The organism is Paenibacillus agaridevorans, from assembly GCF_003112455.1.
Lineage (GTDB): Bacteria > Bacillota > Bacilli > Paenibacillales > Paenibacillaceae > Pristimantibacillus > Pristimantibacillus agaridevorans.
This window is the reverse complement of record NZ_BDQX01000208.1, coordinates 36,889-60,426: the sequence shown is the minus strand read 5'-3', so window position 1 is coordinate 60,426 and position 23,538 is coordinate 36,889. Positions and strand designations below refer to the sequence as shown.

Genomic DNA, 23,538 nt, shown 5'->3' with positions numbered 1-23,538 from the left:
ATTGTCCTCGGAGCGCTCGAAGCTGGGATGGTTTTCGGTGAATTGATCATTGACCAGCGTCAGCCTCGTCGTCTCCCCTACCGCCTCCAGCGTATAGGTAATCCGGGAGGTCAACTCGGCATGGTTCTCGTAGTAGGACGGTCCCGGATGTTCGATAACGGACATCATCCGGCCTGGATCGATATCGATAATTTCGCCGTATACGTGAACGGTCTCCTCCCCGTCATTGCCCGGGCCAACATAAGCGAACTTGCTTCCCTTTGTCAGCTCGGACTGAAATAGGCAGTCGAAGAAGATGGCGCGGGTTCCCTCCGGGCCGATCAGCGTATCCCAAACCTTTTCCGGCGTTGCTCCAATGTAAGAGATGAATTTATGCTGCATGTACATACACTCTCCTTTTTTGATCATGGATAGTAACCTCTCCCTGCCAGTATAATAGAGACATCTCATCCCGTATTGTAAAAAAGCGTCAGCCGTGTAAAGGAGAGATTTCGCATGTCGTCTTCCCCGTCCCAGACCGCGAGCATGGGCATTTTGCAAGCGCCGGAAGCGTTCAACAAATTCCGTCTGCGCCGTTTCGCTCCATCCGAGGCTCTTGCGCCGTTCGTGATGCATCATTGGATCGTCGAATGGGATCTGCCGGAGGACGAAGTATTCCTCCAGGACAATATTCCGAATCCTTGCGTTAATCTAGTCGCAGAATTTGCAGGCAGCGCGGTCTACGGCGTTTCCAGCCGCAAATATACGAAACGGTTGTCCGGCAAAGAGCGCGCGTACGGCGTGAAGTTCCGACCGGGCGGTTTCTACCCCTTCGCAGGCAAACCGATCTCCGAATTGACCGATGGCTCCATGACCTTCGCCGAAGCATTTGGCATGGACAACGACAGTATGAATGCGAAATTGACGGAAGCACTCCGATCGGATCAGCCGGCGGAGACGCTTATTGCCCTCACGGAAACGATGTTAATGAGCTGCCTGCCCCATCCCGATGAGACGGTTGATCGGCTAGTCGACATCATTCGTTTCATTCAGAGCGACCGTACCGTCTCCAGCGTCGAGCAGTTGACCCGGAACTTCGATATCGGGGTGCGCACGCTGCAGAGACTGTTTAGCAAATATGTCGGAGTCAGCCCCAAGTGGGTCATCCAGCTCTACCGGCTGCAAAATGCCGCGGAGACGCTCGACGCCGGATACAAAGGGAGCTGGGCGTCGCTCGGCGCCGAGCTGGGCTTCTACGATCAGTCCCACTTCATCCGATCGTTCAAGGCGATGATCGGCAAAACGCCGGAGGAATACGCTGCCGGCCACTCGCTGTAAAGGCCGTATACTAGAGCGTGCGTTCGCCTTCGGTATTGACCGCTCCCGCCTCATAAGGTATAATCGGGACAAATACGGATCGGACAAGCGGGAAGCACCCGCAAGACAGACGAACATCGTCTGCCTTGCGGGTGCTTTTTTTTGTTGTTTTTGATTACTGCCCGACTGCTCCGACCGATTCTCAGGAGGTATGAATATGCGTATCCGTAATCGAAGAATGAGCATGGGCATGACGATTGGCATGGCTGGGTTGGCGTTTCTGTTGTCGCTGAACCTCTCCATGACGGCGTTCGCGGCGCCGTTCGAATTTACGCCCACCGCGAAGAAGGCCTTCGACAAGATGGTCTCGGCTGCATCCTCTTCCGTCTCCGCCTCGCTTAAGAAGCAATACGCCGAGCTGCAGACGCTGCAGCGCCAGGATCTGGACTGGGACTCGAAAATCAATGCGCTGCATTACAGGAACGAAGAGAACGATGGAAAGCTCCGCAAAGCCATTCGCGAGATCGACTCAGCCAAGATCAAAGCGTTGGAAAACGCGGCCGCTTCGCTCAAGAAGCAGCATGAGCCGTTGTTCAAGCTGTATGAAACCCAGAAGACGCAGCTTAGCCTCGCCCGCTCGTTCAAGAACAAAAATCTGACCTCCGCCCTGAGCGTCCAGGTCGAGATGACGAAGGCTGCCGTTCAAGCCGCGAAGAAGATGCAAAGCGACAAGAATGCCGAGCTTAAGAAGGCGAAGGCCGACGCCAATGCCAAGATGAAGCAGCTTCGCCGGATGTTGGACGAGAACGACGCGACGGAGTCGAAGATCAAAGCGGCCAAGGCCGCTGCCAGCACCTACAAGAAGATGTTCACGACGGAGGGCAAGGTGCTTGGGGGCGCCGTTCGCGGCGGCGATACAAACGGGACAGCTGCCTCCTTCACGCGTATGATCGCCCATCAGCGGCAAATCCTCGTCCAGAAGTACCTCATCCATTCATATGAGGAACGAATTGCCGCCTCCATCGAGAAGACCGAGACGAAGATGCGGAGCTTCTAGGTCTGGAGGCGTTAATAACGCCTATAGCTCCAAAAAGCAGGCGAACGAGCTGCTGTAGGCGTTAAAAACGCCGATGGACCGGGAAAGTTACTCAAAACAGCGTCCATAGCCGATAATAACGTCTGATGGAGCTTCAAACGGCAGCAAAAAACACCCCATAGTCGCTATTAACGTCTATGGGGTGTTTTACCAACTTCCCCTTATCTTACTACGTATGCGTGCTTCCGAACTTTCTCGACGCCCAGGCAATGAGCTCCACTAGAATGCCCAGTACGAAACCGGCGGCCGACAAAAACATGAACGTGATAAATCCGACAAGATCGCCCCAGCCTGATGTATCCTGGCTCTTCACCGCCATAAATACAATGCCTGAGACAAATCCGATCGTAGAAAGCAGCCAAATCCATTTCGCGCCGAACCACCCCGCGGCTGCGACGACAAGCGATACGACAACGGCAAGCAGGACCAGCATAAAAGCGTTGCCCAAGTTCCATTCCTGACCGATAATGCCGAATCTGACCGCCAGCAGCGCTGCTCCCAGCAGTGCGGCAGACACACCTGCGATTCTCCACCATGTTGCATGACCGCTTTCGGGAAGCCAACGCATGGACGCACTCTCCTTATCTTCTCGTTCTGTTGTCTCGGTAACAATTTTTCGTACTTACACCATTAGACGACACCCGAAACGCAAAGGTTTCGTGTCGCGATCCTCCCCGCGCCTGATAAATTAATGGAAGAATAAGAATCATCCCTCTTTTCTGTATGCGCCTTCAAGTCTATAATGATAACAAAGAGAGGATGAGCCTTATGGAACAGAAGCGTATGTGTGTCCGATTCGAGAAGGCGGTCGAGTTGCTGAGCAAACGCTGGGTTGCGCTTATCGTGTACAGCCTGCTGCCTGGTCCCAAAAGATTCTCCGACATCGAGCAGCATCTCCCCAATCTGAGCGGCAAGGTGTTGTCAGACCGGCTGAGAGAGCTTGAGCTCGAAGGCCTGATTCGCCGCGACGTTTATCCCGAGATGCCCGTGCGAATCGAATATTCGTTGACGGAGAAGGGCCATGCCTTATCTCCCTTGTTCAAAAGTATTACCGATTGGGCGCATCAGTGGGTTCACTTGGAGGATGAGGAGATTCAGGGGCCTCAATAAACGGTTATAAATGTTTAGTCGGTTGCTTCATGTTTCGTCCTTGTGCTACACTGTTCTCATTCCAAAGGAACGGAGGGTTTCGTGTGATAGATTACATCCGAGTCAGGTCTTTGCGCGGCTAATTGCAAAGTATATACCGCTCTGCCCATACGGCGGAGGACTCAGGACAGGTCTGTCTACATGAAGCTTTACTTCAACTGCAGCAGCCGAGACGCGGGAGCATGGCCCCCGTCGGATTGGCCGTCTATTGCCGCACGGCTTGCTTTGGTGCAATCGCTTAAGGATTGGACCATAATCAAGTTCCTCGAGCGGCGGCGATCCCATGCTGTAGCGACGCCTTCCTATCTCCTCAGGTCGTATATCGTCGGGCACGGGCAGGCATGCCTGTGTTTTTTTGTACCCAAACCTAGGTCGTGTCTGAAAACCCGCTCCCCTCGGAGTATTCAGACCACGCCCTAATTCCGGAGGATGATGAATAATGACGGAACCAAATGAAACGAAACAAAAAGCGATTATCGTCGGCGTCCAGCTGAAGAACGGCACCGACTTCGAATATGCCATGATGGAGCTCCGCAACCTGGCCGATGCCTGTTATATCGAAGTGGTGGATGAGCTCAGCCAGAAGGCCGACCGCATCAATCCAACCCATTACATCGGCACGGGCAAGATCCAGGAGCTGCGCGCTCTGATGGAAGCCCGAGAGTGCGAGCTGGTTGTCTTTAACGACGAGCTTTCCCCTTCCCAGATCCGCAATCTGGAAGCCGAGCTCGCATGCACGGTCATCGACCGCACGATTCTGATCCTGGACATCTTCGCCGAACGTGCTAAAACCCGCGAGGCGCAGCTCCAGGTCGAAGTCGCGCGGCTGCAGTATTCTCTCCCTCGCCTCGTGGGCCTTCGCGCTTCTCTTGGCCGCCAGGGCGGCGGATCCGGCCTGAAAAACAGAGGCGCAGGGGAGACAAAGCTCGAGCTCGACCGCAGGCGCATCGAGGAGCGGATCACCGCGTTGCAAGCCGAACTGGAGAAGCTCGTGGCGACGCGCCAAAATCAGCGAAAAAAACGGAAGAAAAACGAAATGCCTGTCGTCTGTTTGGTCGGATATACGAATACCGGCAAATCCAGCCTTATGAACGCTCTTCTGGAGGCGTACGACCCCGACACGACGAAGCAGGTATTCGCCAAGGATATGCTGTTCGCTACGCTGGAGACATCGGTACGCAGCATCGAGCTGCCGGACAACAAGTCGTTCCTGCTTACGGATACCGTCGGCTTCGTCAGCCAGCTGCCCCATCACCTCATCAAAGCGTTCCGTTCCACGCTGGAGGAGGTAACGGAAGCCGATCTGCTCGTGCACGTCGTAGACTACGCGCACGAAGATTACGAGCAGCTCGTAACCGTCACTAACGAGACGTTGGGCGAGCTGGGCGCTGACGGCATCCCGACTGTCTACGCCTACAACAAATGCGATCTGACGGAGCATCCTTATCCCATGAGGTCCGGCAATTCGGTCTATATGTCGGTGAAGGAAGGCCAAGGGATTCAGGAGCTGATCGAAGTCGTTCGCTCCCATATTTTCGCCAATTACGTCAAAAAGGATATTCTTATCCCCTTTAATCAGGGAAAGCTCGTGTCTTACTTCAACGAGCATGCCCATGTCATGTCGACCAGTTACGAAGCCGAGGGCACGCGTATGCTGATCGAATGCAGCACAGCCGACTATGAACGTTTTAAGAACGACTTTGTCGAGGTGGACGCCGAGAGCTAAGCAAGATACGAATACCAAAAATCCGGAGAGGGCTTTTGCCCTTCCGGATTTTTTCGTTAAATCGATATATTTTGAAATTGCAGCACAAACGTCGTTCCTTTGCCAGGCTCGCTATCGATATGTATCATCCCGCCCATCTTCTTAACGATATTAAAGGATACCATCGTGCCAAGCCCCGTTCCCTTATCCTTGGTGGAATAATATGGCGTACCTAACCGTTTAACCTGGTCGGCGCTCATGCCGATACCCGTATCCGCAATCCGGATTACCGCCGTGCCGGCCTGCTTGCTAAGCTCGAGAGAAAGATCCCCGCCATTTGGCATCGCCTCAATGGCATTTTTGCCGATGTTAAGCAGCACCTGTCTAAACTTGTGCCTGTCCCCCATGACGGCCAGCTTGCTCTCTTCATAATAGGAAACATGTAATCTGATGTTGTTGAAGTTAGCGTAATTAAGAAGCAGATTGAACATATAACCCAGCTCCGCATTAAGGTCAATCTCCTCGATCACCTCCAGATCATTGCGGGCGAGCGACAAGTAATCGGAAATAATGCCTTCCGCCCGGTCAAGCTCCGCAAAGCAGATGGCCTTGTATTGCTCCTTCTTCTCGGGAGTAAGCTCCTTCGTGCCAAGCAATTGAATAAAACCCCGAACCGACGTGAGCGGGTTTCGGATTTCATGCGCCACGGACGCGGCAATCTCGCTGACGAGCTTCATCCGTTCCGTATTGACGACCTCGTCTTGAATGCGGCTGTATCGCCTCATAAATTCGATGATCAAAACTCCCATTACCAGAATAAAACTTTGGAACACATAGGTGGCAATAGTCTCCATCGGGTTGTTAGTCAACAGATAAAGCTGACCCTTCGTAATTAAATAGGTGGTGAACGTCACTAATTTAATGAGCGCGCATGCCAGCACGGCGATAACCGCCTTCATGCGAAGCGACGCCGCGTCGTACCCCTTCATCGCCAGCCACGCGATACAATAGGTGGGCAGCAGCGAAATTATGTACATCAGAATATCGGATATTCCCAACACGTACCTCGTGGCGATAATGACCCCGTACAGAAGCAGGGATACAACGGGACCTCCGTACAATGTGCCGATTACGAGCGGTACGGAACGAAAATCGTAAGAGATTCCGTTCATCATGACCGGGAAACACATCGTCGCCAGGATGGCTATGCAGCAAAGCAGGAACAAATAGGCGCGGTATGCGTTGACCCTGTCTCTGATTCTGTGCAAATAAGGGTATAATACGAAAGGAGATGAAATAATAAAAACGTTAAATAAAAACTCCTTTAGAAAGAGCAGCACGACGAAGTCTCCTTCACGAATCTCCGAATCTATATCCTGCCCTTAATATAGCATATTTGTCCAATTTGTTTTGAGATAATTTATATCCCATATTTACCCATATTCAATTCGACTCGCAACAAAAAAAGAAGAAATCAGCATGCATATTGTGCACAGACTGAATTTCTTCTCCTATCAGACGTTTCCATAAAGACTTGTCATTATGCAGTGACGCTGCTGCGGGCAAATGTCAGCTGGTTTTTCCCTTTGCTCTTGGAGGCGTAGAGCGCTTCGTCGGCATCCCGCAGCAGGCTTAACGGATCGCGATCATCTTGCGGCCACATCGCGAGTCCGATGCTGCAGCTTACCCCCATTATCTTGCCATCAATCTCATACGGCTGCCGCACGGCCTCCAACACACTCGTCGCTACCGCCTCCGCCTCTAGTTCGGCATTCGCTCGGGACACGGACAGGATGAGGACGAATTCGTCTCCGCCCATACGGAACAAGTAATCGCCGCTCCGCGCATTCTTCCAAAGCCTGGCGGCAACCTCCTTTAGAAGCTCGTCCCCGGCCGCATGGCCATGCGTATCGTTAATGTTCTTAAAGCCATCGAGATCCATATAAACGAATGATAGCGAGCTGCGCTGCTCCTCCGCTTGCCTGACGGCACGCTGAACGATGACATCCATCGCGGACCGGTTAAGCAATCCCGTCAGCTTATCGTGATGAGCCTTGTCCTCCATTCGAACAAGCTGAGTCTCGGTCTCCGTCAGATCCGCGATCAGCGACCGCAGAGAACCGGACAGCAACTCAATGTCCTTAATCCCCTTCGAATAAGGAATTTCGGCATTCTCTCCTCTGCGGAGCTTGTTCGCCGCTTCTGCTATAAGCGACAGCGGCTTCGATACTTTGCGAGCGAGCAGCCATCCTATCAGCGCGCATGCCACGGCCAGCGCGAGACCAAGCAAGGTCATGAACGCAATAAGCTCCTGTACGGGAGCAAAAGCCAGTTCCGCCGGCTGACGGACGACAATCCTCCAGCCTAGCCCGGGGTAGTTGCCGTAACCCGAACTTTGAGCGAAGCCGGTCAAATATTTTTTCCCGTCCGGCCATCGTCGCACATCCCATTTGTTGTCCGTGCTCAATGTTTCCAGGTCAGTCAACTGAAGCAATTGTCCGATCATATCCTCGGGACCCGACAATACCGTATTATCCTTCTCCCTTAATACGAACACCTCAAGCTCCTGCTTTCGGTCTCTATGGTAAGGAGCAAGCAACGATTTCTGCAGCTCCTGCGACCATTCCCAGCTCAGTTGCGCCGCGAGTATGCCCGTAAACACTCCTTTGTTGTCGTATAAAGGCGTGCTGATATCGACGACCTTGAGCGGATCGCCCGACGGGCTCGTCAACTGCTCGGCTAACAGCACAGCTTCATGAACATCACCGATAAACGGCTTTTGGAGCGCCTCAAGAAAAACGGGACGTTTCTCGAAATTCACACCGATCATAAGGTCTTTGGTCGCCGCCCTCACGATGCCCTGCGCATCCAGCAGAGCTACCCAAGAGAACGCCGGAATGTTGTCCTGCAATTCGTTCAGCAGGCGGCTGACCTCCTTCAGATCCTCCTGCTCCTTCAGCGTGTTCAGCGTACTCAACAGCATGATCTCGTTATAACGCGACCACATGTAACGGTCCAGCTTATCGGTCATACCGTATGCCAGGGCTGCGACCTGTCCCCCAATTTCCTTCTCTAACACGGTTTTTGTCCGCTGTCCATATAACGTAGATACTGATGCAATAACAAGTAAAATTATAAGCGCGAACGATAATGCAAAATAAGTTCTCAGTTTCAAAGCCTGTCCTTCCCAATCCCGCGAAAAGATTGTCCATATTTGTCGAACAAGCAGTATTATAGACGAATTAATCAATGAATGGAAGGATATTGCGACATATACGCTGGAGTTACATCATGTAAATGCTTATCCTGTAATACTATGTAAGTACGTTCTAAGATTCGGTTATCTGAATTTCGAATGGCTCCGAAACAATTCGAAACGATTGCTTTCGGTCTCCATTCAGCTTCACATCAAATGTTGCCGTGGCCACCAGCGTGTACGTTCCCGGCTGTTCGATCTGAATGATTCGTTTGCCCGACTCGTAGATCTCCTTATCGGGATTGTACGTTTCATTGGGCTTCGCTATGCCGTTAATGCCAATAGAATCGGTAACAAGCATCTCAATCTGGGGTTGATCGCGCTCATCGTAAATTTGCACATGGATAAGCGGGGAGGCGTGATAAACAGCCGCCGATCGATTCGTCAAATTGATCACCCCTGTCGTAATTTCGATATCTTCATTGGCTTTCCATGTCCTTGCATCAACCGTTTCAACCGTGGCGGCAAAGTCTGATTCCTCGAACATTTTGTCTTCCGGCTTCATGCATGCGGTTGCCGTTATTATAAGCATCAGAATAACCACACCACCGATCAAACTTCTTTTCCCTTTGTACGAACCTCTCATTGCATGACCACCCTTCGCGCTTCTTACTACATTAGACCTCATGCATTATCCAAAGGTTGCTAAACTTTCATCATCGCGTTTATGCCACCATTCGTTCGTTATCTAAGATCAACAATCGAGCCTACTTGCCCACACGAAAAAAACGCCTCCGGGGAGGCGCTTGACGCTCACACATTCAACCGATACTCCGAAGGACTGAAGCCCACTTCCCTGCGGAACGTTTTGGAGAAATAGTTGGCGTCGTCGAAGCCCGTGGCCGCAGCGACCTCCTTCACGCTTCGGGACGTCGTCTTGAGCAGCAGCTTGGCATGATCCATGCGCTTGCGGCTGACGTACTTGAGCGGCGGAATGCCGAAGTGGCGCTTAAAATATTTGCTGAAATAGTTGGGATGCAGATGCAGCACCTCCGCCAGCTCCTCCAGCGTCATCTCTTGATCGAGATGCTCGTCCACATATCGCTGAATGAGCGTCAGCCTCTCCATCTCATGGCTCTGGCTCTGGCGGATGCGAACGGGCTGCGCCTCCATTAACAAAGACAGGATGTGAAGCAGAATCGCCTTCTCCTTAAGTCTGGCTGCGATGGACGAATCCTGGTGCGCGGACACAAGCTCGCAGAACAGTTCTTCCACTACGGCTCGGTCCAGTCCCGCGAAGCTGTATGGCAGATCCAGCCAATGAAAGACATCCGTCTGCCCCGTTATAGCAGTGAAGTGGCACCAATATTTGCGGAAGGGGCGATCGCTGATCGCCGAAAACGATTGCTGCTTATGCGCGGGCATCAACACGACTTGCCCCGGCTCCGGATACAGCTCCCGGTCTTCGATTTTGATCCAGCCTTCCCCGTCCAGAATAAAGTACAGTTTATTAAAAGCCGGACGATAATCCAGCTCGCGCCAGCCCGTCCAGCATTGCGTCAACTTCGCTTCAAGCACCTCAACCTGCATACCCAATACCATGTCGCGCGCGGCTCCGCCGATGACGCTTCCGTCCATGCGTACCTCCCCGTTCTGTCGCTTGAACAGGAACTTGTCCAAGCCTGGTTATCCGCTATTTTTTTACCCGCGATAGTTAGTTTCCTTCTCTGTCCATTCTATCACAAGCTTGGTAAACTGATGCTGAACATTACGAGACAGGAGGTTTCTCGCATGAGTACTGGACAACGATTAATCAAGGAACGAACGGAGCGGACCGAATGGTTCCTTAACGACCGGTTCGGCATGTTTATCCACTGGGGGCTGTACGCCATCCCGGCTCGCGGCGAATGGGTCCGCAGCTTCGAGCAATTGACCGTGGAAGATTATCAGCCTTACTTCGAACAATTCGATCCCGTGGACTACGATCCCCGCGCATGGGCGAAGGCGGCCAAGCAAGCCGGGATGAAATATGCGGTGCTGACCGCCAAGCACCATGACGGCTTCTGTCTGTTCGACAGCAAGCTGACGGATTACAAGGCGACGAACACGAAGGCCGGCCGCGATCTCGTGGCGGAATTTCTGGAAGCATTCCGTGCGGAAGGACTTAAGGTGGGGCTCTACTACTCTCTTATCGACTGGCATCACGAGGATTATCCCGCTTATGGCGACCAGATCCATCCCATGAAAAATAACGAGCAATTCAAGCGCGATCCCGCAAACTTCCATCGTTACTTGACCTACATGCACGGGCAGGTCCGCGAGTTGTTGACGAACTACGGCAAGCTCGACATCATGTGGTTTGACTTCTCTTACGGCGAAATGAGCCAGGAAACGTGGAAAGCGACGGAGCTGATCGGGATGATGCGCTCCCTGCAGCCGCATATTATTATCGACAACCGGCTGGAAGGAAGCGGAGAGCACGGCGGCAGCATCTATTCCGACGAGCCTACGGTATACGCGGGCGACTTCGCATCGCCGGAGCAGATCATCCCGCCGCGCGGCATCACCGGCGCGGACGGCAACCCCGTCCCTTGGGAGGCCTGCATCACGCTGAACAACAACTGGGGGTATGCCGCCGCCGACCGTCAGTACAAAAGTCCGGCCACCGTCATCCGCAAGCTCGTGGAATGCGTGAGCAAAAACGGAAATCTGCTCCTCAACGTCGGACCCGACGCCAAAGGCGTCATTCCGAGGGAGTCGCTGGATATTCTCGCCGAGGTCGGCGACTGGATCGCGCGCAACGGCGACAGCATCTACGGCTGCGGCGCGTCGGAGCTGCCGAAGCCCGATTGGGGCCGGTACACGAGCAACGGCGGCAAGCTGTACGCCCACGTATTCGAAGAGAGCATCGGTCCCATCGTCCTTGCCGGGTTAGCCAGCCGCGTCAAGTCGGCGCATCTGCTCGCGGACGGCTCCGAGCTCATCGTAAATACGCCCTGGAGCGCCAAGGAATTCAAGGAGGACGCATTCGTAAACTTCGCCCGTCCCGAGCATTACACCTATCCGTTGCCGGATAAACGCGACACCGTAATTGAGCTGACGCTGAACGACTAGAGTAGTCTCAACGAAGGCACGGGTACTAAAGACCCAGTAAAAATCTGTCTTGCGATTTTCAATGCCTGATAAAATCCCAACAAAAAAGGGGCTTCCTTCGGCTTTTAAGCCGGAGAAAGCCCCTTTTCCCATTCCTTCCAAAAATCCGCAGCCTTCTTCGGCTGCGGATTTTTTGTTTGTTTATCGGTTATTTGATATAAACGCTGCCGAAAGGGAGCACTTCGCGAAGCAGCCGCTTGAACCAGCCTTCGTCGCTGAGCCGGCTCTCCAGTCCGCTGTCCCGCGAACCCGTCTGAATAAGCACCGGCCCCTTCCCTCTGAGCTCCCACTGCACGTTCATATGCTGGCTCGCGAGGGAATTGCCGTAGACGGACAGTTGGATGGAGGCGTTGTCGGGATACGCGACAAGCGCTCCCTTATCCACGAACAACGGCGTCTCCTGATCCAGCTGAATGACCGCCAGATCGCCTACCGACAGTACGCCCAGCGTACCCGGACCGCTGAACTGGATGCGGATCAGTTCCCGCGTAATCCATGCCGTCTTGAGCCGCATCACCTTGCTCTTGAAGGTCATATCGTCGGAGAGAAACATAATATGGCGAAAGTCGAACAGCAGGCTGCCTCCCTCCGGCACCTCAATGGGCACAAGCGAATAACCTGCCGGAAGCCCCATGACAAACGAAGCCGGCCCCTGAAGCCTGGAACGGATCCACTTCTTCTTGCGGAAGGCTCCCCCGATGTTCATGAACTTGTCCTCGCGATTTCTGGGAGCTCCGCTGAACGCGATAATCGATCGCGGATGCAGCACCTGAAGAGCTTCTTCTTGACCAAGCTCGACCCGCACATGCCCTAGCGGAGAAGGCGCCGCGATGTTCATGGCAGCGTCACTCCGCGGCTGTCGTCATGCGCTCTGCCGCCGCGCCCTTGTCGGCGCCATGTCAAGTAGCGCCATACCCGTACGGACAACGCATAGACGGCAATGAGCGCCACAAGAGCTCCTGCGGCGATTGCCGCTTTGCGGTACAGCGACTGACGGTTCTGCTCCAGCTCTTCCATCTGGCCCACCAGCCTTGCATTCTCCCGTGCCAGCTCCTCATTGCGTGCCTGCATCTGCTCGTTTTGATCCCGAATAGCTTCGTTGCTGGACTCCAGCTCCTGCTGGCGCTGGAGCAACTGCTCGGCTTGGCGGCGCGAATCCTCCAGCTGTCCTTCCACGGCCTTGATGCTGGCGTCGTAAGCCTCCTGGAGCTCGTCCAGCTTGTCGGGCGCCTGGTAAATATCCTTGATCCGGTCGAACATGCCGGCACTCGCCGTCTCTATCGGCACGGCAACATATAATAGAGATAGAATCATAACGGTATACAATAGTTTCGCTACTTTCATCGCATTCACCCGCCTTCTGCGATTTATCCACGAAAGATGCGGGTTCCACGCTTCCGCGTCGCCTTGCATCCTTCGCCTACACCCATACTAATTGTCTCTTATTCTAGCATAAATTAGTCGGGACATGTCGAAATACGCAGAAGTTGCCATAGCGTTCCAACTTAGAGGATTTGCGATCGTTAGCGGTAATTTGATATTACATGCAACGAACTAACAACATACTAGCAACATTACTAACATGGGAGCATACTAGCAACACACTAGCAACATAGCAACACACTAGCAACTAGCAACACACTAGCAATAAGCGGAAAATCGCCACTTAATTTCAATAGAACTAAGCTTTTTGAGCTATTAGAGGGAAATTCACCCTGTAATTAAAGCCTTTTCGAAATATTGGCGAAAAAGCTGCGTCATTAGTAGGAGTTATTCTACTTACATTTTTCCCTTTAAGTGGAGCAAACGACCGGAATTGTTGAGATTAAAGGGAGCTTTTCCCTTTAAAGTGGAGCCAGCGGACGGACTTGGCAAGTGTGAAGCTGACGGCCCATTCGAACCAGGCAACCTTGGAGAGAAAGCTTTCCCTTAATGCGAGCCGACAGCCGAACCGGGCAAGTTTGGAGGGAGCTTCGGCGTTCTACCGCAGTTGCCGATTAAGGGTGCACCGGCGTGACCGCCTCACGAATAAGCGTATCCAGTTCCGCGGCATAACGTTCGAACTGCTCCACGCTCCAGCCAAGCTCCTGCTCCATGGCTCGGATAACGGGCTCCTTCCATGCGCGGACCGTGTCCATGCGGAAGAAAAGATCCCCCGTGCGGCGGACGAAGAAGTCGGCCGGCGTAACCGCCATCTCGTGAAGCATCGAATACCGCAGCATCGCGGCCAAATCCGCCGGCAACCCGTAGACACTGGCCAAGCGGCCGGATTGTTCGGCGTCGTCAAAGATTCTGCCAACGTTCGAGCCGTAGCGCCTTGCCAGGAAGTCCGCATCGCGTCTGCTGAAACCCGCCCTCTCTCCATCTGCAACAGCCGAACGGACATAAGCTTCGAATCGCGCAGAGCCGCCCACGTCACCGCCCGATATCGGCAAGTCGCGCGTCATACTGCTGCCGTACGACCCGCCGTTGCCGTTGCTCTTCATGAGCGAGACAACCTTGTCGACAACGTTCTCCGCCATCTTGCGATAACCCGTCAGCTTGCCGCCCGCGATCGACAGCAAGCCGGATTCCGATACGAACAGCTCATCCCGGCGGGATACCTCCGACGGGGACTTTCCTTCCTGTTGAATAAGCGGTCGAAGACCAGCCCAGCTCGATTCCACGTCCGCAGAAGTTAACCTAAGCTGAGGGAACATGCCGTTCGCGGCTGTCAGCAGATAGTCGCGGTCAGCGACCGTCATGGCCGGATGGGCCGTATCGCCCGCATAGTTCGTGTCCGTCGTGCCGAAGTACGTCTTGCCGTCACGCGGAATCGCAAACACCATGCGGCCGTCCGGCGTATCGAAGTACACCGCCTGCCTTAGCGGAAATCTGCCTCCGTCGAATACCAGATGCACGCCTTTGGTCAAACGAAGCGTCTTGCCCCGCTTGGATCCGTCCAGCTCGCGCACGTCGTCGACCCATGGTCCCGCCGCATTGATGACGTAAGTAGCCGACAACCTATGCGTTGTTCCGCCGATGATATCGTGCACTTCCGCCCCGCATACGGTCCCTTTCCCGTCATACAGCAGCTTCTCTGCGCGGGCATAGTTGACCGCCATGGCTCCGGAATCGATCGCCTTTTTGAGCACCTCGATCGTCAGTCTCGCATCGTCCGTCCGATATTCGACATAATAGCCGCCGCCCTTTATGCCGTCCTCCTTCAGCAGTGGTTCCTTCGCCAGCGTCTCTGCCTTGCCGAGCATCTTCCTGCGCTCGCTCCGCTTGACGCCCGCCAGGAAGTCATACACTCTAAGGCCGATCGACGTGGTGAACTTGCCGAATGTTCCCCCCTTGTAAAACGGCAGCAGCATCCACTCCGGAGTCGTCACATGCGGTCCGTTCTCGTATACGATGGCACGTTCCTTGCCTACCTCGGCGACGACGCCGATCTCGAGTTGCTTCAAGTACCGCAACCCCCCGTGCACCAGCTTCGTCGAACGGCTCGACGTGCCCGCCGCGAAGTCCTGCATTTCCACCAAACCGACTCTCATCCCCCGAGACGCCGCGTCCAGGGCGATACCGGCCCCCGTAATGCCTCCCCCGATGATCAATACATCCAACTGACTGGCCGCCATCGCGCGAAGACTGCCGCTACGACTGCTCGCTCCGAAGGCCGTATCGCTGACCTGCCCGACTTCTCCTCCGAATTCGCCTGCTTCGTTCCCTGTTCCTACCCGTTTTTGTTCCATATCCGATTCCTCCGTTCGCTCTCCTGTAGACACGTTATGTTTATCATTACCCATTTGCCAGTATTATGCTCATCCGCACGCTCTCCAAATTGAAGCCTGAAACACGATAGAAATCGAAAAAAACCGCCCAGACCATCCTCCTCCCTCGCGGAAGGCTGATGGCCTAAACGGTTTCTCCGAATCTCCGACCTTTATTAACTTAACCCCACTATAGCATGTGCCAAAGCCGATCGCAAGCCTAGACTGTTCAGTTGCTAAATGCCATCGCCGCCGCGACCGCGCGCTTCCAGCCGCCGTACAGCTCTTGTCTTCGGGCTTCGTCCATGGCAGGCTCGAATAGACGATCCACCTGGCGCAGCGCCTCGATCTCAGTCTTATCCTTCCAGAAACCTACGGCAAGACCGGCCAAATAAGCCGCTCCAAGAGCCGTGGATTCCAGCGATAGCGGACGCTCGACCGGCACGCCGAGCAGATCGCTCTGGAACTGCATCAGAAGACCATTCGACACTGCGCCTCCATCCACCGCCAGCGATTCCAGATGGACGCCGGCTTCCTCCTCCATCACCTTGAGCACATCCTTCGTCTGATACGCCAGCGATTCCAGCACTGCGCGCACGAAGTGCGCCTTGGTCGTTCCCCGCGTCAGACCGAATACGGAGCCTCGTACATCGCTGTTCCAATACGGCGTGCCAAGACCCACGAAAGCGGGCACGACATAAACGCCGTCCGTTCCTCCCGCTTCGGCCGCCAGCACCTCCGTCTCGGAAGCCGATTCGATCAACTCCAGCCCATCGCGCAGCCACTGAATGGCAGCACCGGCCACGAATACGCTGCCCTCCAGCGCGTATTCCAGCTTTCCGTCCAGCTCCCAGGCGATCGTAGTGAGCAGTCCCTTCTGCGACATGATCGCTTGCTCGCCGGTATTCATGAGCATAAAGCAGCCCGTGCCGTACGTATTTTTCGTCGCTCCCTTGCGGAAGGCGTTCTGTCCGAACAGAGCGGCCTGCTGGTCGCCGGCGGCGCCGGAGATCGGAAGGGCAAGCCCCAGCAGCGATTCCTCCGCGTATCCGTAAATTTCGGAGCTGGACTTCACTTCCGGCAGCATCGCGCGAGGGATGCGGAGCAAGCTCAACAGCTCATCATCCCACCCGCGATCATGAATGTTGAACAACAGCGTGCGCGACGCATTCGATACATCCGTCACATGCGCCTTTCCGCCTGTCAACTTCCAGATGAGCCACGTCTCGACCGTGCCGAATAGCAGCTCCCCGCGCTCGGCGCGTTCCCGGGCGCCGTCCACATGCTCCAGCAGCCAAGCGATTTTGGTCCCGGAGAAATAAGCGTCGATCAACAGCCCCGTGCGAGCATGAATATTGTCCCCGTGACCGTCGGCCTTAAGACTGTTGCAAATATCGGCCGACTGGCGAGACTGCCAGACAATCGCTGCATGAATGGGCTCTCCAGTCGCTTTGTCCCAGACGATCGTCGTCTCTCTCTGATTCGTAATGCCAATGCCCGCAATCTGCTCCGGCCGCGCGCCCGTTTCCTTCAACACGCCGCGCATGACACGTTTCGTTGATTCCCAAATATCCAATGCATCCGCTTCCACGGCGCCAGGCGATGGGTATTCAAGTTTAAGCTCCTCTCGCGCGATGCCAGCGATCCGCCCCATGCGATCTACAAGCAGCGCTCTCGTGCTGGTCGTCCCCTGATCCAGCGATAACATATAGGTTTCCACAACGCTTCCTCCTCATACCTGATGGTTCAACAACTATCGATCAATCCATAATCCGATAATGATCACAAACCATAAACCGAATTCCATACTGCGGTCCTATTCCCGCCAAAGCTCGCTCCGCGACGTCGTAATCGCAGCGGCGCCCGCCGCCAGCGCCTGCCGCACATGCTCCTTGGTGCGGATCAGTCCGCCCGCGATGACGGGGATCCCGGTCCGCTCCTTCACCTCCGCGATAATCTCGGGCATTAGTCCCGGCAGCACCTCGACGTAATCGGGCTGCGTCTTCTCCAGCAGCTTGCAGCTCTTCTCCAGCGCATCCGAATCCAGCAGGAACAGCCTCTGTACGGCGATAAGCCCTGCTTGCTTCGTCCGGGCGATCACGCCCGCGCGCGTCGAGATAAGCCCTGCCGGGCGAATCGTCTGGCATAGATACTCCGCCGCGTATTCGTCATTCTTAAGGCCGTCGATGAGATCGGCGTGCAGAAGCACTTTTTTGCCACCGGCTCTGGCCAGATCGACAAGTCCTTGAACATGTCCCAGATGCCCGCCCAGCAGCACCATGTACGTATAGGGCGACGAGATAATCGCCTCTACTTCCTTCGCCTTGCGAGCCGCCGGAAGCAAGCTCTGCTCCTTCGTCAACAGCGGCATACCCGCCACCTCCCGATCAGTCATCCTACACACTAAGGTAATACGAAGTGCGGTCCAAGCGCAAATAGCAAATTTACTCCAGCTGTTCTCCGCATGGTGAAATAGGGGCTGTCATATGCTACAATACGGTGATCTCAAACGCATCCAAGACTAGGAGGGTGAAGCTTCGCCCATGTTAATGATCGGTATCGCAGGAGGCACTGGCTCCGGCAAAACAACCGTCGCGCGTTCCGTCATCGACCGGATCGGCGCAGACAAAGTCACATTCATCTCGCAGGACAATTATTATAAAAATTTCCCAGAGCTTATCCTCGAAGAACGCGAGCGCCTCAATTACGATCACCCGCTGGCCTTCGACAACGAATTGCTTATTCGCGATCTCAAGCTTCTGCGCGAGGGACGTCGGGCCGTCGCGCCGGTCTACGACTTCTCCCGTCACGCCCGCTCCGAGACCGAAACGCTGGAGCTCAAGCCGAATCGGATCGTTGTGCTGGAAGGGCTGCTCGTGCTGGCCGACCAACATGTGCGGGATCTGCTCGATATCAAAGTGTTCGTCGATACCGACCCGGACGTCCGCATTTTACGCAGGGTGCTGCGGGATATCCAGGAACGCGGCCGCAGCATACAGTCCATTTACGACCAATATCTGGAGACGGTAAAACCGATGCATGAAGCCTTTATCGAGCCGTCCAAAAAATACGCCGACCTCATCATCCCCGAAGGCGGGCATAATCAGGTTGGCATCCAGCTTCTCTCCGCGCTTATGGAGAACGTGCTCAACGAAGCTTAAATGAACGACCTTGCAGACAAGGCCGCGGGTCATGCGACTCGCCCGCCGCTTTCGTACGCTTTTTCGGGACGCAACCGGCATCATGAATTGACATGATGATATTAGTACCGTATAGTACCATTATGACACCAACAAAACGAACGAACTCCAATCGCGACGTCGCTCTGGAAGCCGCGTCGCATCTCTTCCTCACGCGGGGCGTAACGGTCACCAGCATGGATGACATCGTCGCCTACAGCCATGTCTCCAAGACGAATATTTATTATTATTTCAAGAGCAAGGAGGAGCTTCTGCTCACGATCGTGGACGGCTTAACGTCACACTACGAGCGAAGGCTGGCCGCTATTCTGTCGGAAGAGGGGGCGTCCGTCTACGACAAGCTTGAGAGGGTCATCTCCGCTTTATCCTTGGAGAACGAAAATAACAACTATCTCGGCGGATGTCCCTTCTTGACGCTGTACGTCCAGACGGCTGGCGAATACCCCGCGGCTAAAGAGAAATTCCGGCGTTTTTTCTCCATGCAGCTGGAAAGTCTGGAAGCCCTGCTGACGGACGGAATAAGTCGGGGCGAATTGCGCAAGGATCTGCCTGCGCAAGCAACCGCCGCGATGATCGTCTCGACGATCGAAGGTGGGTTGTTTGTCGCCCAGAGCACCGGCATGAACGGAATGCTGAAGGATGTATTGCCTGCTTTAGCGCTTTTGCTAAAGTAATTTTTTTAATCGAATTAGTACCTATTAGTACTATAAATTCAAATCGATGGGACGGATGACACATGAACGTATTTTTGACCGGCGGAACGGGATTTATAGGCAAACCTCTCCTGAAGAGACTGGCTGCGGAGGGCCATGGCGTCTATGCGCTTGTGCGCTCCCTATCGAAGTTCGAGACTGTGCTGGAAGAGCTGCGGATGACGGATAGAGATCAGACCGTCTTGCCAATGGTCGGCGACTTAACCTTGCCGAAGCTGGGCCTCTCCACGGAGAACATCGGGCAATTGCTGGCTTGCGACACGTTCGTTCATGCAGGCGGTCCGATGAATATCGGGCTGGATCTGGCCGAGGCCGAGATCGTGTTCCGCGGCGCGGCCCGGGAAGCGGCCGGACTTGCGGAGAGCCTTGTCAGGGAAGGCAAGCTGCGCCACTTCGTTCACGTCGTCGGATTCATGAGTCCATACGACGAGAGCAACGCGCTGACGGATCTGTCCGGCGCCGTCAGCCACGCACCGCCTTACGAGATCATGAAGTTCGAGGCCGATTCCTACATTCGTAAGGCTCTGCGACCGCTTGAAATAACCTTGTCCACCGTCAATCCCAGCGTCGTCGTCGGCCATTCGGTCACCGGCGAGACCGAGCAGACGGGCGGACTCGGCATTCTCGTCGATGCCGTTCGCAAAGGAGCGATGCCCCTGTCTCCTGGCGGGACGGATCATTGGCTGCCCATGGTCCATGTCGATCATACGGCGGCGTTCATCGCAAGTCTCGTCGCAAAGAGACCTGCCGTCAGCGATACCTTTTACTTGTTGGATGATAAGAGAGATAGCCTTTCCATGCCGGAGCTGACGGGGCTTATCGCCCGGGAGCTTAGGGTGAAACCTCCGCTCGCCGCGGCTCCTCCCGTCTTGATAAAGCGGCTGTTGTCATGGGGCGGGAACCGACTGCTTGGCATCCCCTCCGAGTCGATGAACTTCATCGTGCGGAAAGAATTTACGACGACATCCAAGGAACGCGTGCTGCGAGGTCTTGCCGTCAACCAAGAGGCGCTCCGCCGCGTCGTCGCCGATCTCGACTATCGGCTTAGCCATCCGGGCCGCAAGCTTTCCGGTGATGCGACGCTTCATGTCCACGAGGGGATGACGCTGCTGGCCTTGCAGGATGGGATTCATCCGGCTGCGGGCATTACGGCTGAGGTTATTTCGGGAGAGGGGAACCTCCCTTCCGCTAATCAGCCTTCGCGGCTACCGACGACCGGTCAACCCATGCCGCTCGTATTCGTTCACGGCATCTACAGCGCGGCGGAGCAACTGCTGCCGCTTGCCAGAGCCATCAAGCATGACGGGCCTAAGCAGATCCTTGAGCTTCCCGGCCTTGGGCGCGCGCCTTACCATCGTCATCCTTCGGTCATAGAAGGGTATGTCGAAGGTCTTGCGCGCCTGCTGCGAAGCTTCGACGAACCTGTCGTGCTGATCGGCCATTCCTTTGGCGGTTTGATTGCGGCGAAAGCGACGGAGAGCGTGCCCGGCGCCGTTCGCAAGCTGCTTCTGCTCCAGCCTGCGCTTCATCCCGTACGCAAGGCCGCGTATCGTTTCCCGAAGCTGAGCGCCCGCTTGTTCAGGCGCGGCTCGTTTCGCCTGATCTCCAAACAGCTCAAAAAATCCGGCACCTTCGCCATGAGCGAGAATGTGCCGGAGGACTATGTTCGTTACGTCCGGGAGGAGCTGGCTTCTCCCAGAGTGTTGTCGACGACGGCGGAAATTGCCAGGCAACTGACGCGCGCGGACGTTTACTTGCCGATGCTGTCGGCTTCAGTACGGAACAAAGCGGCCATTCTGTGGGGTGAAGCGGATGCCGTATGGCGGATACCGCACGCCTTGCAGGGATGCCGTGTGGATACGTTGCCTTTCGGTCATCAATTTCCCATCTCCCGTCCGTTAGAGACGGCGGCTTGGATCGAAGACCAATTGGCGGATCGGGGAAATTCCATCAACCCCGTGCTTCTCTCCGATACTCCGTGAAGTAGAAAGCACCAGTCGTATGCGCCGAATCGATAATGCGGTTCATCACTTTGCATACATGCTGCATAGAATCGATGTCCTTAAGTGTAGAGGCCATCTGATGCAACGTATTGAGGCTCCCGAGCGCATGCTCCTTGCCAACGACCCCGTTTTTTAAATTGGCAACAACCCGATCGATTTCTATGTGGATGAACCAGGCCGTCCTCTTTCTAAGCGATTTTTTGTCCAAATAGCGCCCCTCCGTCATCTTGAGTAATAATCTCTATGACTAGTATAGCGAGCTTGATCGCAGAGGGGTGTCGAAGCGCGTAGTCGAAACGCAATTCTTTCTGACAAGATTCTAACTACAATTCCGACAAAATACGATGGTATACTTTGGAATTCAAGTTTAAAAATTGGATTATATTTCAATTTGGTGAACCTGGGAAGTTACACCGGATTGCTGCAGGTAAGGAACGCTAGACCGATCGATGTCAGCTGCATCAGCGTGCGCAGCGTCTCCATCATTGCGTACGTGCTTCATGGCATTCCGGCGCTGCTGGAACTATTCCTGATTGGAATCCGCTGATGCAGGATCGCAACATTGTATGAACTTAATACCGTGTGTGGCTTGAACACCAGGTATGATCTGAACACGCTGTATGGTCTGAACACCGTATGTGACCTTAATGCCGTGTGTGACCCTAACACCGGGTATGACCTGAACATCTTGTATGACCTGAACTCCGGGTACCCTCACCATTAATTGTGCATTTTTACTCAATTTTTCTGATCATTACCGCCCCCGGGCCGCAATTTGTACGAATATACACAAATCTTCGATCTACATCGTTTCTTTGAAGTCCTTCAAACCAATATTTATGTATATTTGCACAAATTTACGAAATTCTAACTCATACTGGGCTATATTTGTGTATTTTCGTACAATTGTTATCGCTAATCGCGTTATCGTAACAGATGGTTTTAGCCAAATAGCCTTTTCGTTGCAGCCAAAAAACGCCCCGGCTGCCGTTAGGCAACGCAAGGCGTGAGGAGCAGGGCGTGCAAAAGCACGAGGTGCAAGGCGCTAGACTCGAGCTGCGAGGTGTGAAGCGCAAAACGCTAGACGCTAGGTATTAGACGCTCGATTCACCAAGCACGAGGCGCTAGACGCAAAAGCGCTAGGCGCATATCCGTTCAGCAACAAATTAATCCAGCAAAGCGGCCTGCCGCTTATAATGGTCCTCGATAACCATGCAGACCATCGCCTCGATAACCGGTACAACACGAGGGCAAATGCTGGGATCATGTCTGCCGATCGTCGTGATCGGCTTCTCGTTTCCTTCCACATCCACCGTCATCTGGGGCTTGGAGATGGAAGAGGTGGGTTTGACGACAACGCGGAACACGATGTCCGCACCCGTACTGATGCCGCCGATGATGCCGCCGGCATGGTTCGTTTTGAAGCCGTCCGCGCCCATCTCGTCGTTATGCTCGCTGCCCCGCATAGTGGCCGCCTGGAATCCCGTTCCGAACTCGATGCCTTTGATGGCGCCGATCGACAGCATCGCCTTAGCGAGCTCCGCGTCCAGCTTGTCGAATACCGGCTCGCCAAGTCCTGCCGCCACGCCGCTGATTCTGCATTCGACGATGCCTCCGCAGCTGTCGCCCTCCAGAGCCAATTCTTCGATGTGTTTAATCATGCGCTCGGCCGCCACGGGATCGCATGCCCGCACCGCATTCCGCTCGATCGTATCGGGATCGAACGTTTCGCAGCGGATGCCGCCGATCTCCTTCGTATAGGCGAGAACGGATACGTTCCGCTTCTCCAGCAGCTTGCGCGCCACGGCGCCTGCCGCCACGCGGGCTGCCGTCTCCCTGCCCGAAGCTCTTCCGCTGCCCCGGTAATCCCGAATGCCATACTTCTGATCGTATGTGTAATCCGCATGCCCCGGTCTGTACAATGACTTAATATCGTCGTATGCCGATGGCTTCATATCCGTATTGTTCAAGATGATGCATAGCGGCGTGCCCGTCGTACGCCCTTCGAATATGCCCGATACGATCCGAATTTTGTCATATTCCTTCCGAGGCGTCGTTACGGAGGATTGGCCGGGCCTTCTGCGGTCCATCTGCACCTGAATATAGGCCTCGTCCAGCTCGACCCCAGGCGTGACGCCGTCTACGATGACCCCCACCTCCAGTCCATGCGATTCACCAAATGTCGTCATCTTCAATCGTTCCCCGAATGTGCTGCCCGCCATAACGCAAGCCTCCCTCTTTTTTTCATCGTCCGAGTGTTCTCTTCTTCATTTTA

The 23,538-nt window shown here is 54.6% G+C and carries 22 protein-coding genes; 9 read left to right on the top strand and 13 right to left on the bottom strand.

Annotated features, from left to right (window positions below; all coding sequences use genetic code 11):
* Positions 1 to 408: SRPBCC domain-containing protein (locus PAT3040_RS36420; RefSeq protein ID WP_181376729.1), on the bottom strand; the 408-nt coding region annotated here is incomplete at its 3' end.
* Positions 409 to 495: 87 nt separating this feature from the next.
* Between PAT3040_RS36420 and PAT3040_RS19655 the strand changes: the two genes are divergently transcribed.
* Entirely contained in the window at positions 496 to 1,317 is an 822-nt protein-coding gene (locus tag PAT3040_RS19655; protein ID WP_108994056.1) for a helix-turn-helix domain-containing protein, read from the top strand.
* A 196-nt stretch (positions 1,318 to 1,513) separates the two neighbouring features.
* Positions 1,514 to 2,353 carry a hypothetical protein gene (locus PAT3040_RS19650; RefSeq protein ID WP_108994055.1) on the top strand — a complete coding sequence of 280 codons (840 nt, stop codon included), beginning with the start codon at positions 1,514 to 1,516 and terminating at the stop codon, positions 2,351 to 2,353.
* Between the two features lie 208 nt (positions 2,354 to 2,561).
* Here PAT3040_RS19650 and PAT3040_RS19645 read toward each other — a convergent pair whose 3' ends face one another.
* A complete protein-coding gene (locus PAT3040_RS19645) occupies positions 2,562 to 2,960 on the bottom strand; it encodes a hypothetical protein (protein WP_108994054.1) in 399 nt (132 codons plus the stop codon).
* A gap of 200 nt (positions 2,961 to 3,160) precedes the next feature.
* Here PAT3040_RS19645 and PAT3040_RS19640 point away from each other — a divergent pair, with 200 nt between their 5' ends.
* Entirely contained in the window at positions 3,161 to 3,502 is a 342-nt protein-coding gene (locus PAT3040_RS19640; RefSeq protein ID WP_108994053.1) for a winged helix-turn-helix transcriptional regulator, read from the top strand.
* Positions 3,503 to 3,980: 478 nt separating this feature from the next.
* Positions 3,981 to 5,267 carry a GTPase HflX gene (gene hflX / locus PAT3040_RS19635; RefSeq protein WP_108994052.1) on the top strand — a complete coding sequence of 429 codons (1,287 nt, stop codon included), beginning with the start codon at positions 3,981 to 3,983 and terminating at the stop codon, positions 5,265 to 5,267.
* A 56-nt stretch (positions 5,268 to 5,323) separates the two neighbouring features.
* Here the strand turns inward: hflX and PAT3040_RS19630 are convergent, their stop codons facing one another.
* From PAT3040_RS19630 to PAT3040_RS19615, 4 genes are all read right to left on the bottom strand, one after another.
* Entirely contained in the window at positions 5,324 to 6,586 is a 1,263-nt protein-coding gene (locus PAT3040_RS19630) for an ATP-binding protein (RefSeq protein ID WP_108994051.1), read from the bottom strand.
* A gap of 200 nt (positions 6,587 to 6,786) precedes the next feature.
* The gene (locus PAT3040_RS19625; RefSeq protein WP_108994050.1) at positions 6,787 to 8,421 is read right to left on the bottom strand and encodes a sensor domain-containing diguanylate cyclase; all 1,635 of its coding nucleotides are present in this window, start codon (positions 8,419 to 8,421) and stop codon (positions 6,787 to 6,789) included.
* 154 nt (positions 8,422 to 8,575) lie between these two features.
* Positions 8,576 to 9,088 (bottom strand): hypothetical protein, encoded by a 513-nt coding sequence (locus PAT3040_RS19620; RefSeq protein ID WP_108994049.1) that lies wholly within the window; start codon positions 9,086 to 9,088, stop codon positions 8,576 to 8,578.
* Positions 9,089 to 9,255: 167 nt separating this feature from the next.
* Positions 9,256 to 10,080 (bottom strand): AraC family transcriptional regulator, encoded by an 825-nt coding sequence (locus PAT3040_RS19615; RefSeq protein WP_108994048.1) that lies wholly within the window; start codon positions 10,078 to 10,080, stop codon positions 9,256 to 9,258.
* 153 nt (positions 10,081 to 10,233) lie between these two features.
* Between PAT3040_RS19615 and PAT3040_RS19610 the strand changes: the two genes are divergently transcribed.
* Entirely contained in the window at positions 10,234 to 11,556 is a 1,323-nt protein-coding gene (locus PAT3040_RS19610) for an alpha-L-fucosidase (protein WP_108994047.1), read from the top strand.
* Between the two features lie 187 nt (positions 11,557 to 11,743).
* On the opposite strand, the gene PAT3040_RS19605 is transcribed toward PAT3040_RS19610, so the two are convergent.
* The 5 genes from PAT3040_RS19605 to PAT3040_RS19585 form a co-directional block, all read right to left on the bottom strand.
* Positions 11,744 to 12,433, bottom strand: a complete 690-nt coding sequence (locus PAT3040_RS19605; protein ID WP_087567334.1) for an AIM24 family protein — start codon at positions 12,431 to 12,433, stop codon at positions 11,744 to 11,746.
* On the bottom strand, positions 12,430 to 12,939 hold the full coding sequence (locus PAT3040_RS19600; protein ID WP_108994046.1) for a hypothetical protein: 510 nt from the start codon (positions 12,937 to 12,939) through the stop codon (positions 12,430 to 12,432). The genes PAT3040_RS19605 and PAT3040_RS19600 overlap by 4 nt, the downstream gene beginning before the upstream one ends.
* Positions 12,940 to 13,592: 653 nt before the next feature.
* Complete coding sequence (locus tag PAT3040_RS19595; RefSeq protein WP_108994062.1) at positions 13,593 to 15,215, bottom strand: glycerol-3-phosphate dehydrogenase/oxidase; 1,623 nt, start codon at positions 15,213 to 15,215, stop codon at positions 13,593 to 13,595.
* A gap of 361 nt (positions 15,216 to 15,576) precedes the next feature.
* A complete protein-coding gene (gene glpK / locus PAT3040_RS19590; protein WP_108994045.1) occupies positions 15,577 to 17,067 on the bottom strand; it encodes a glycerol kinase GlpK in 1,491 nt (496 codons plus the stop codon).
* Positions 17,068 to 17,163: 96 nt separating this feature from the next.
* The gene (locus PAT3040_RS19585; RefSeq protein WP_108994044.1) at positions 17,164 to 17,718 is read right to left on the bottom strand and encodes a glycerol-3-phosphate responsive antiterminator; all 555 of its coding nucleotides are present in this window, start codon (positions 17,716 to 17,718) and stop codon (positions 17,164 to 17,166) included.
* A 172-nt stretch (positions 17,719 to 17,890) separates the two neighbouring features.
* Here PAT3040_RS19585 and udk point away from each other — a divergent pair, with 172 nt between their 5' ends.
* The 3 genes from udk to PAT3040_RS19570 all read left to right on the top strand — a co-directional run bounded on the left by udk (position 17,891) and on the right by PAT3040_RS19570 (position 21,242).
* Positions 17,891 to 18,508 (top strand): uridine kinase, encoded by a 618-nt coding sequence (gene udk, locus PAT3040_RS19580; protein ID WP_108994043.1) that lies wholly within the window; start codon positions 17,891 to 17,893, stop codon positions 18,506 to 18,508.
* Positions 18,509 to 18,600: 92 nt separating this feature from the next.
* Positions 18,601 to 19,221 (top strand): TetR/AcrR family transcriptional regulator, encoded by a 621-nt coding sequence (locus PAT3040_RS19575; RefSeq protein ID WP_256975570.1) that lies wholly within the window; start codon positions 18,601 to 18,603, stop codon positions 19,219 to 19,221.
* A 62-nt stretch (positions 19,222 to 19,283) separates the two neighbouring features.
* Entirely contained in the window at positions 19,284 to 21,242 is a 1,959-nt protein-coding gene (locus PAT3040_RS19570) for an alpha/beta fold hydrolase (RefSeq protein WP_108994042.1), read from the top strand.
* Here PAT3040_RS19570 and PAT3040_RS19565 read toward each other — a convergent pair.
* Positions 21,211 to 21,471, bottom strand: a complete 261-nt coding sequence (locus PAT3040_RS19565; protein ID WP_087567341.1) for a hypothetical protein — start codon at positions 21,469 to 21,471, stop codon at positions 21,211 to 21,213. The genes PAT3040_RS19570 and PAT3040_RS19565 overlap by 32 nt on opposite strands.
* 210 nt (positions 21,472 to 21,681) lie before the next feature.
* Here PAT3040_RS19565 and PAT3040_RS38790 point away from each other — a divergent pair, with 210 nt between their 5' ends.
* Positions 21,682 to 21,810, top strand: coding sequence for a hypothetical protein (locus PAT3040_RS38790; protein ID WP_258235066.1), 129 nt, complete (start codon positions 21,682 to 21,684; stop codon positions 21,808 to 21,810).
* Positions 21,811 to 22,429: 619 nt separating this feature from the next.
* On the opposite strand, the gene aroC is transcribed toward PAT3040_RS38790, so the two are convergent.
* Positions 22,430 to 23,485, bottom strand: coding sequence for a chorismate synthase (gene aroC / locus PAT3040_RS19560; protein ID WP_108994040.1), 1,056 nt, complete (start codon positions 23,483 to 23,485; stop codon positions 22,430 to 22,432).
* Between the last annotated feature and the right edge of the window lie 53 nt (positions 23,486 to 23,538).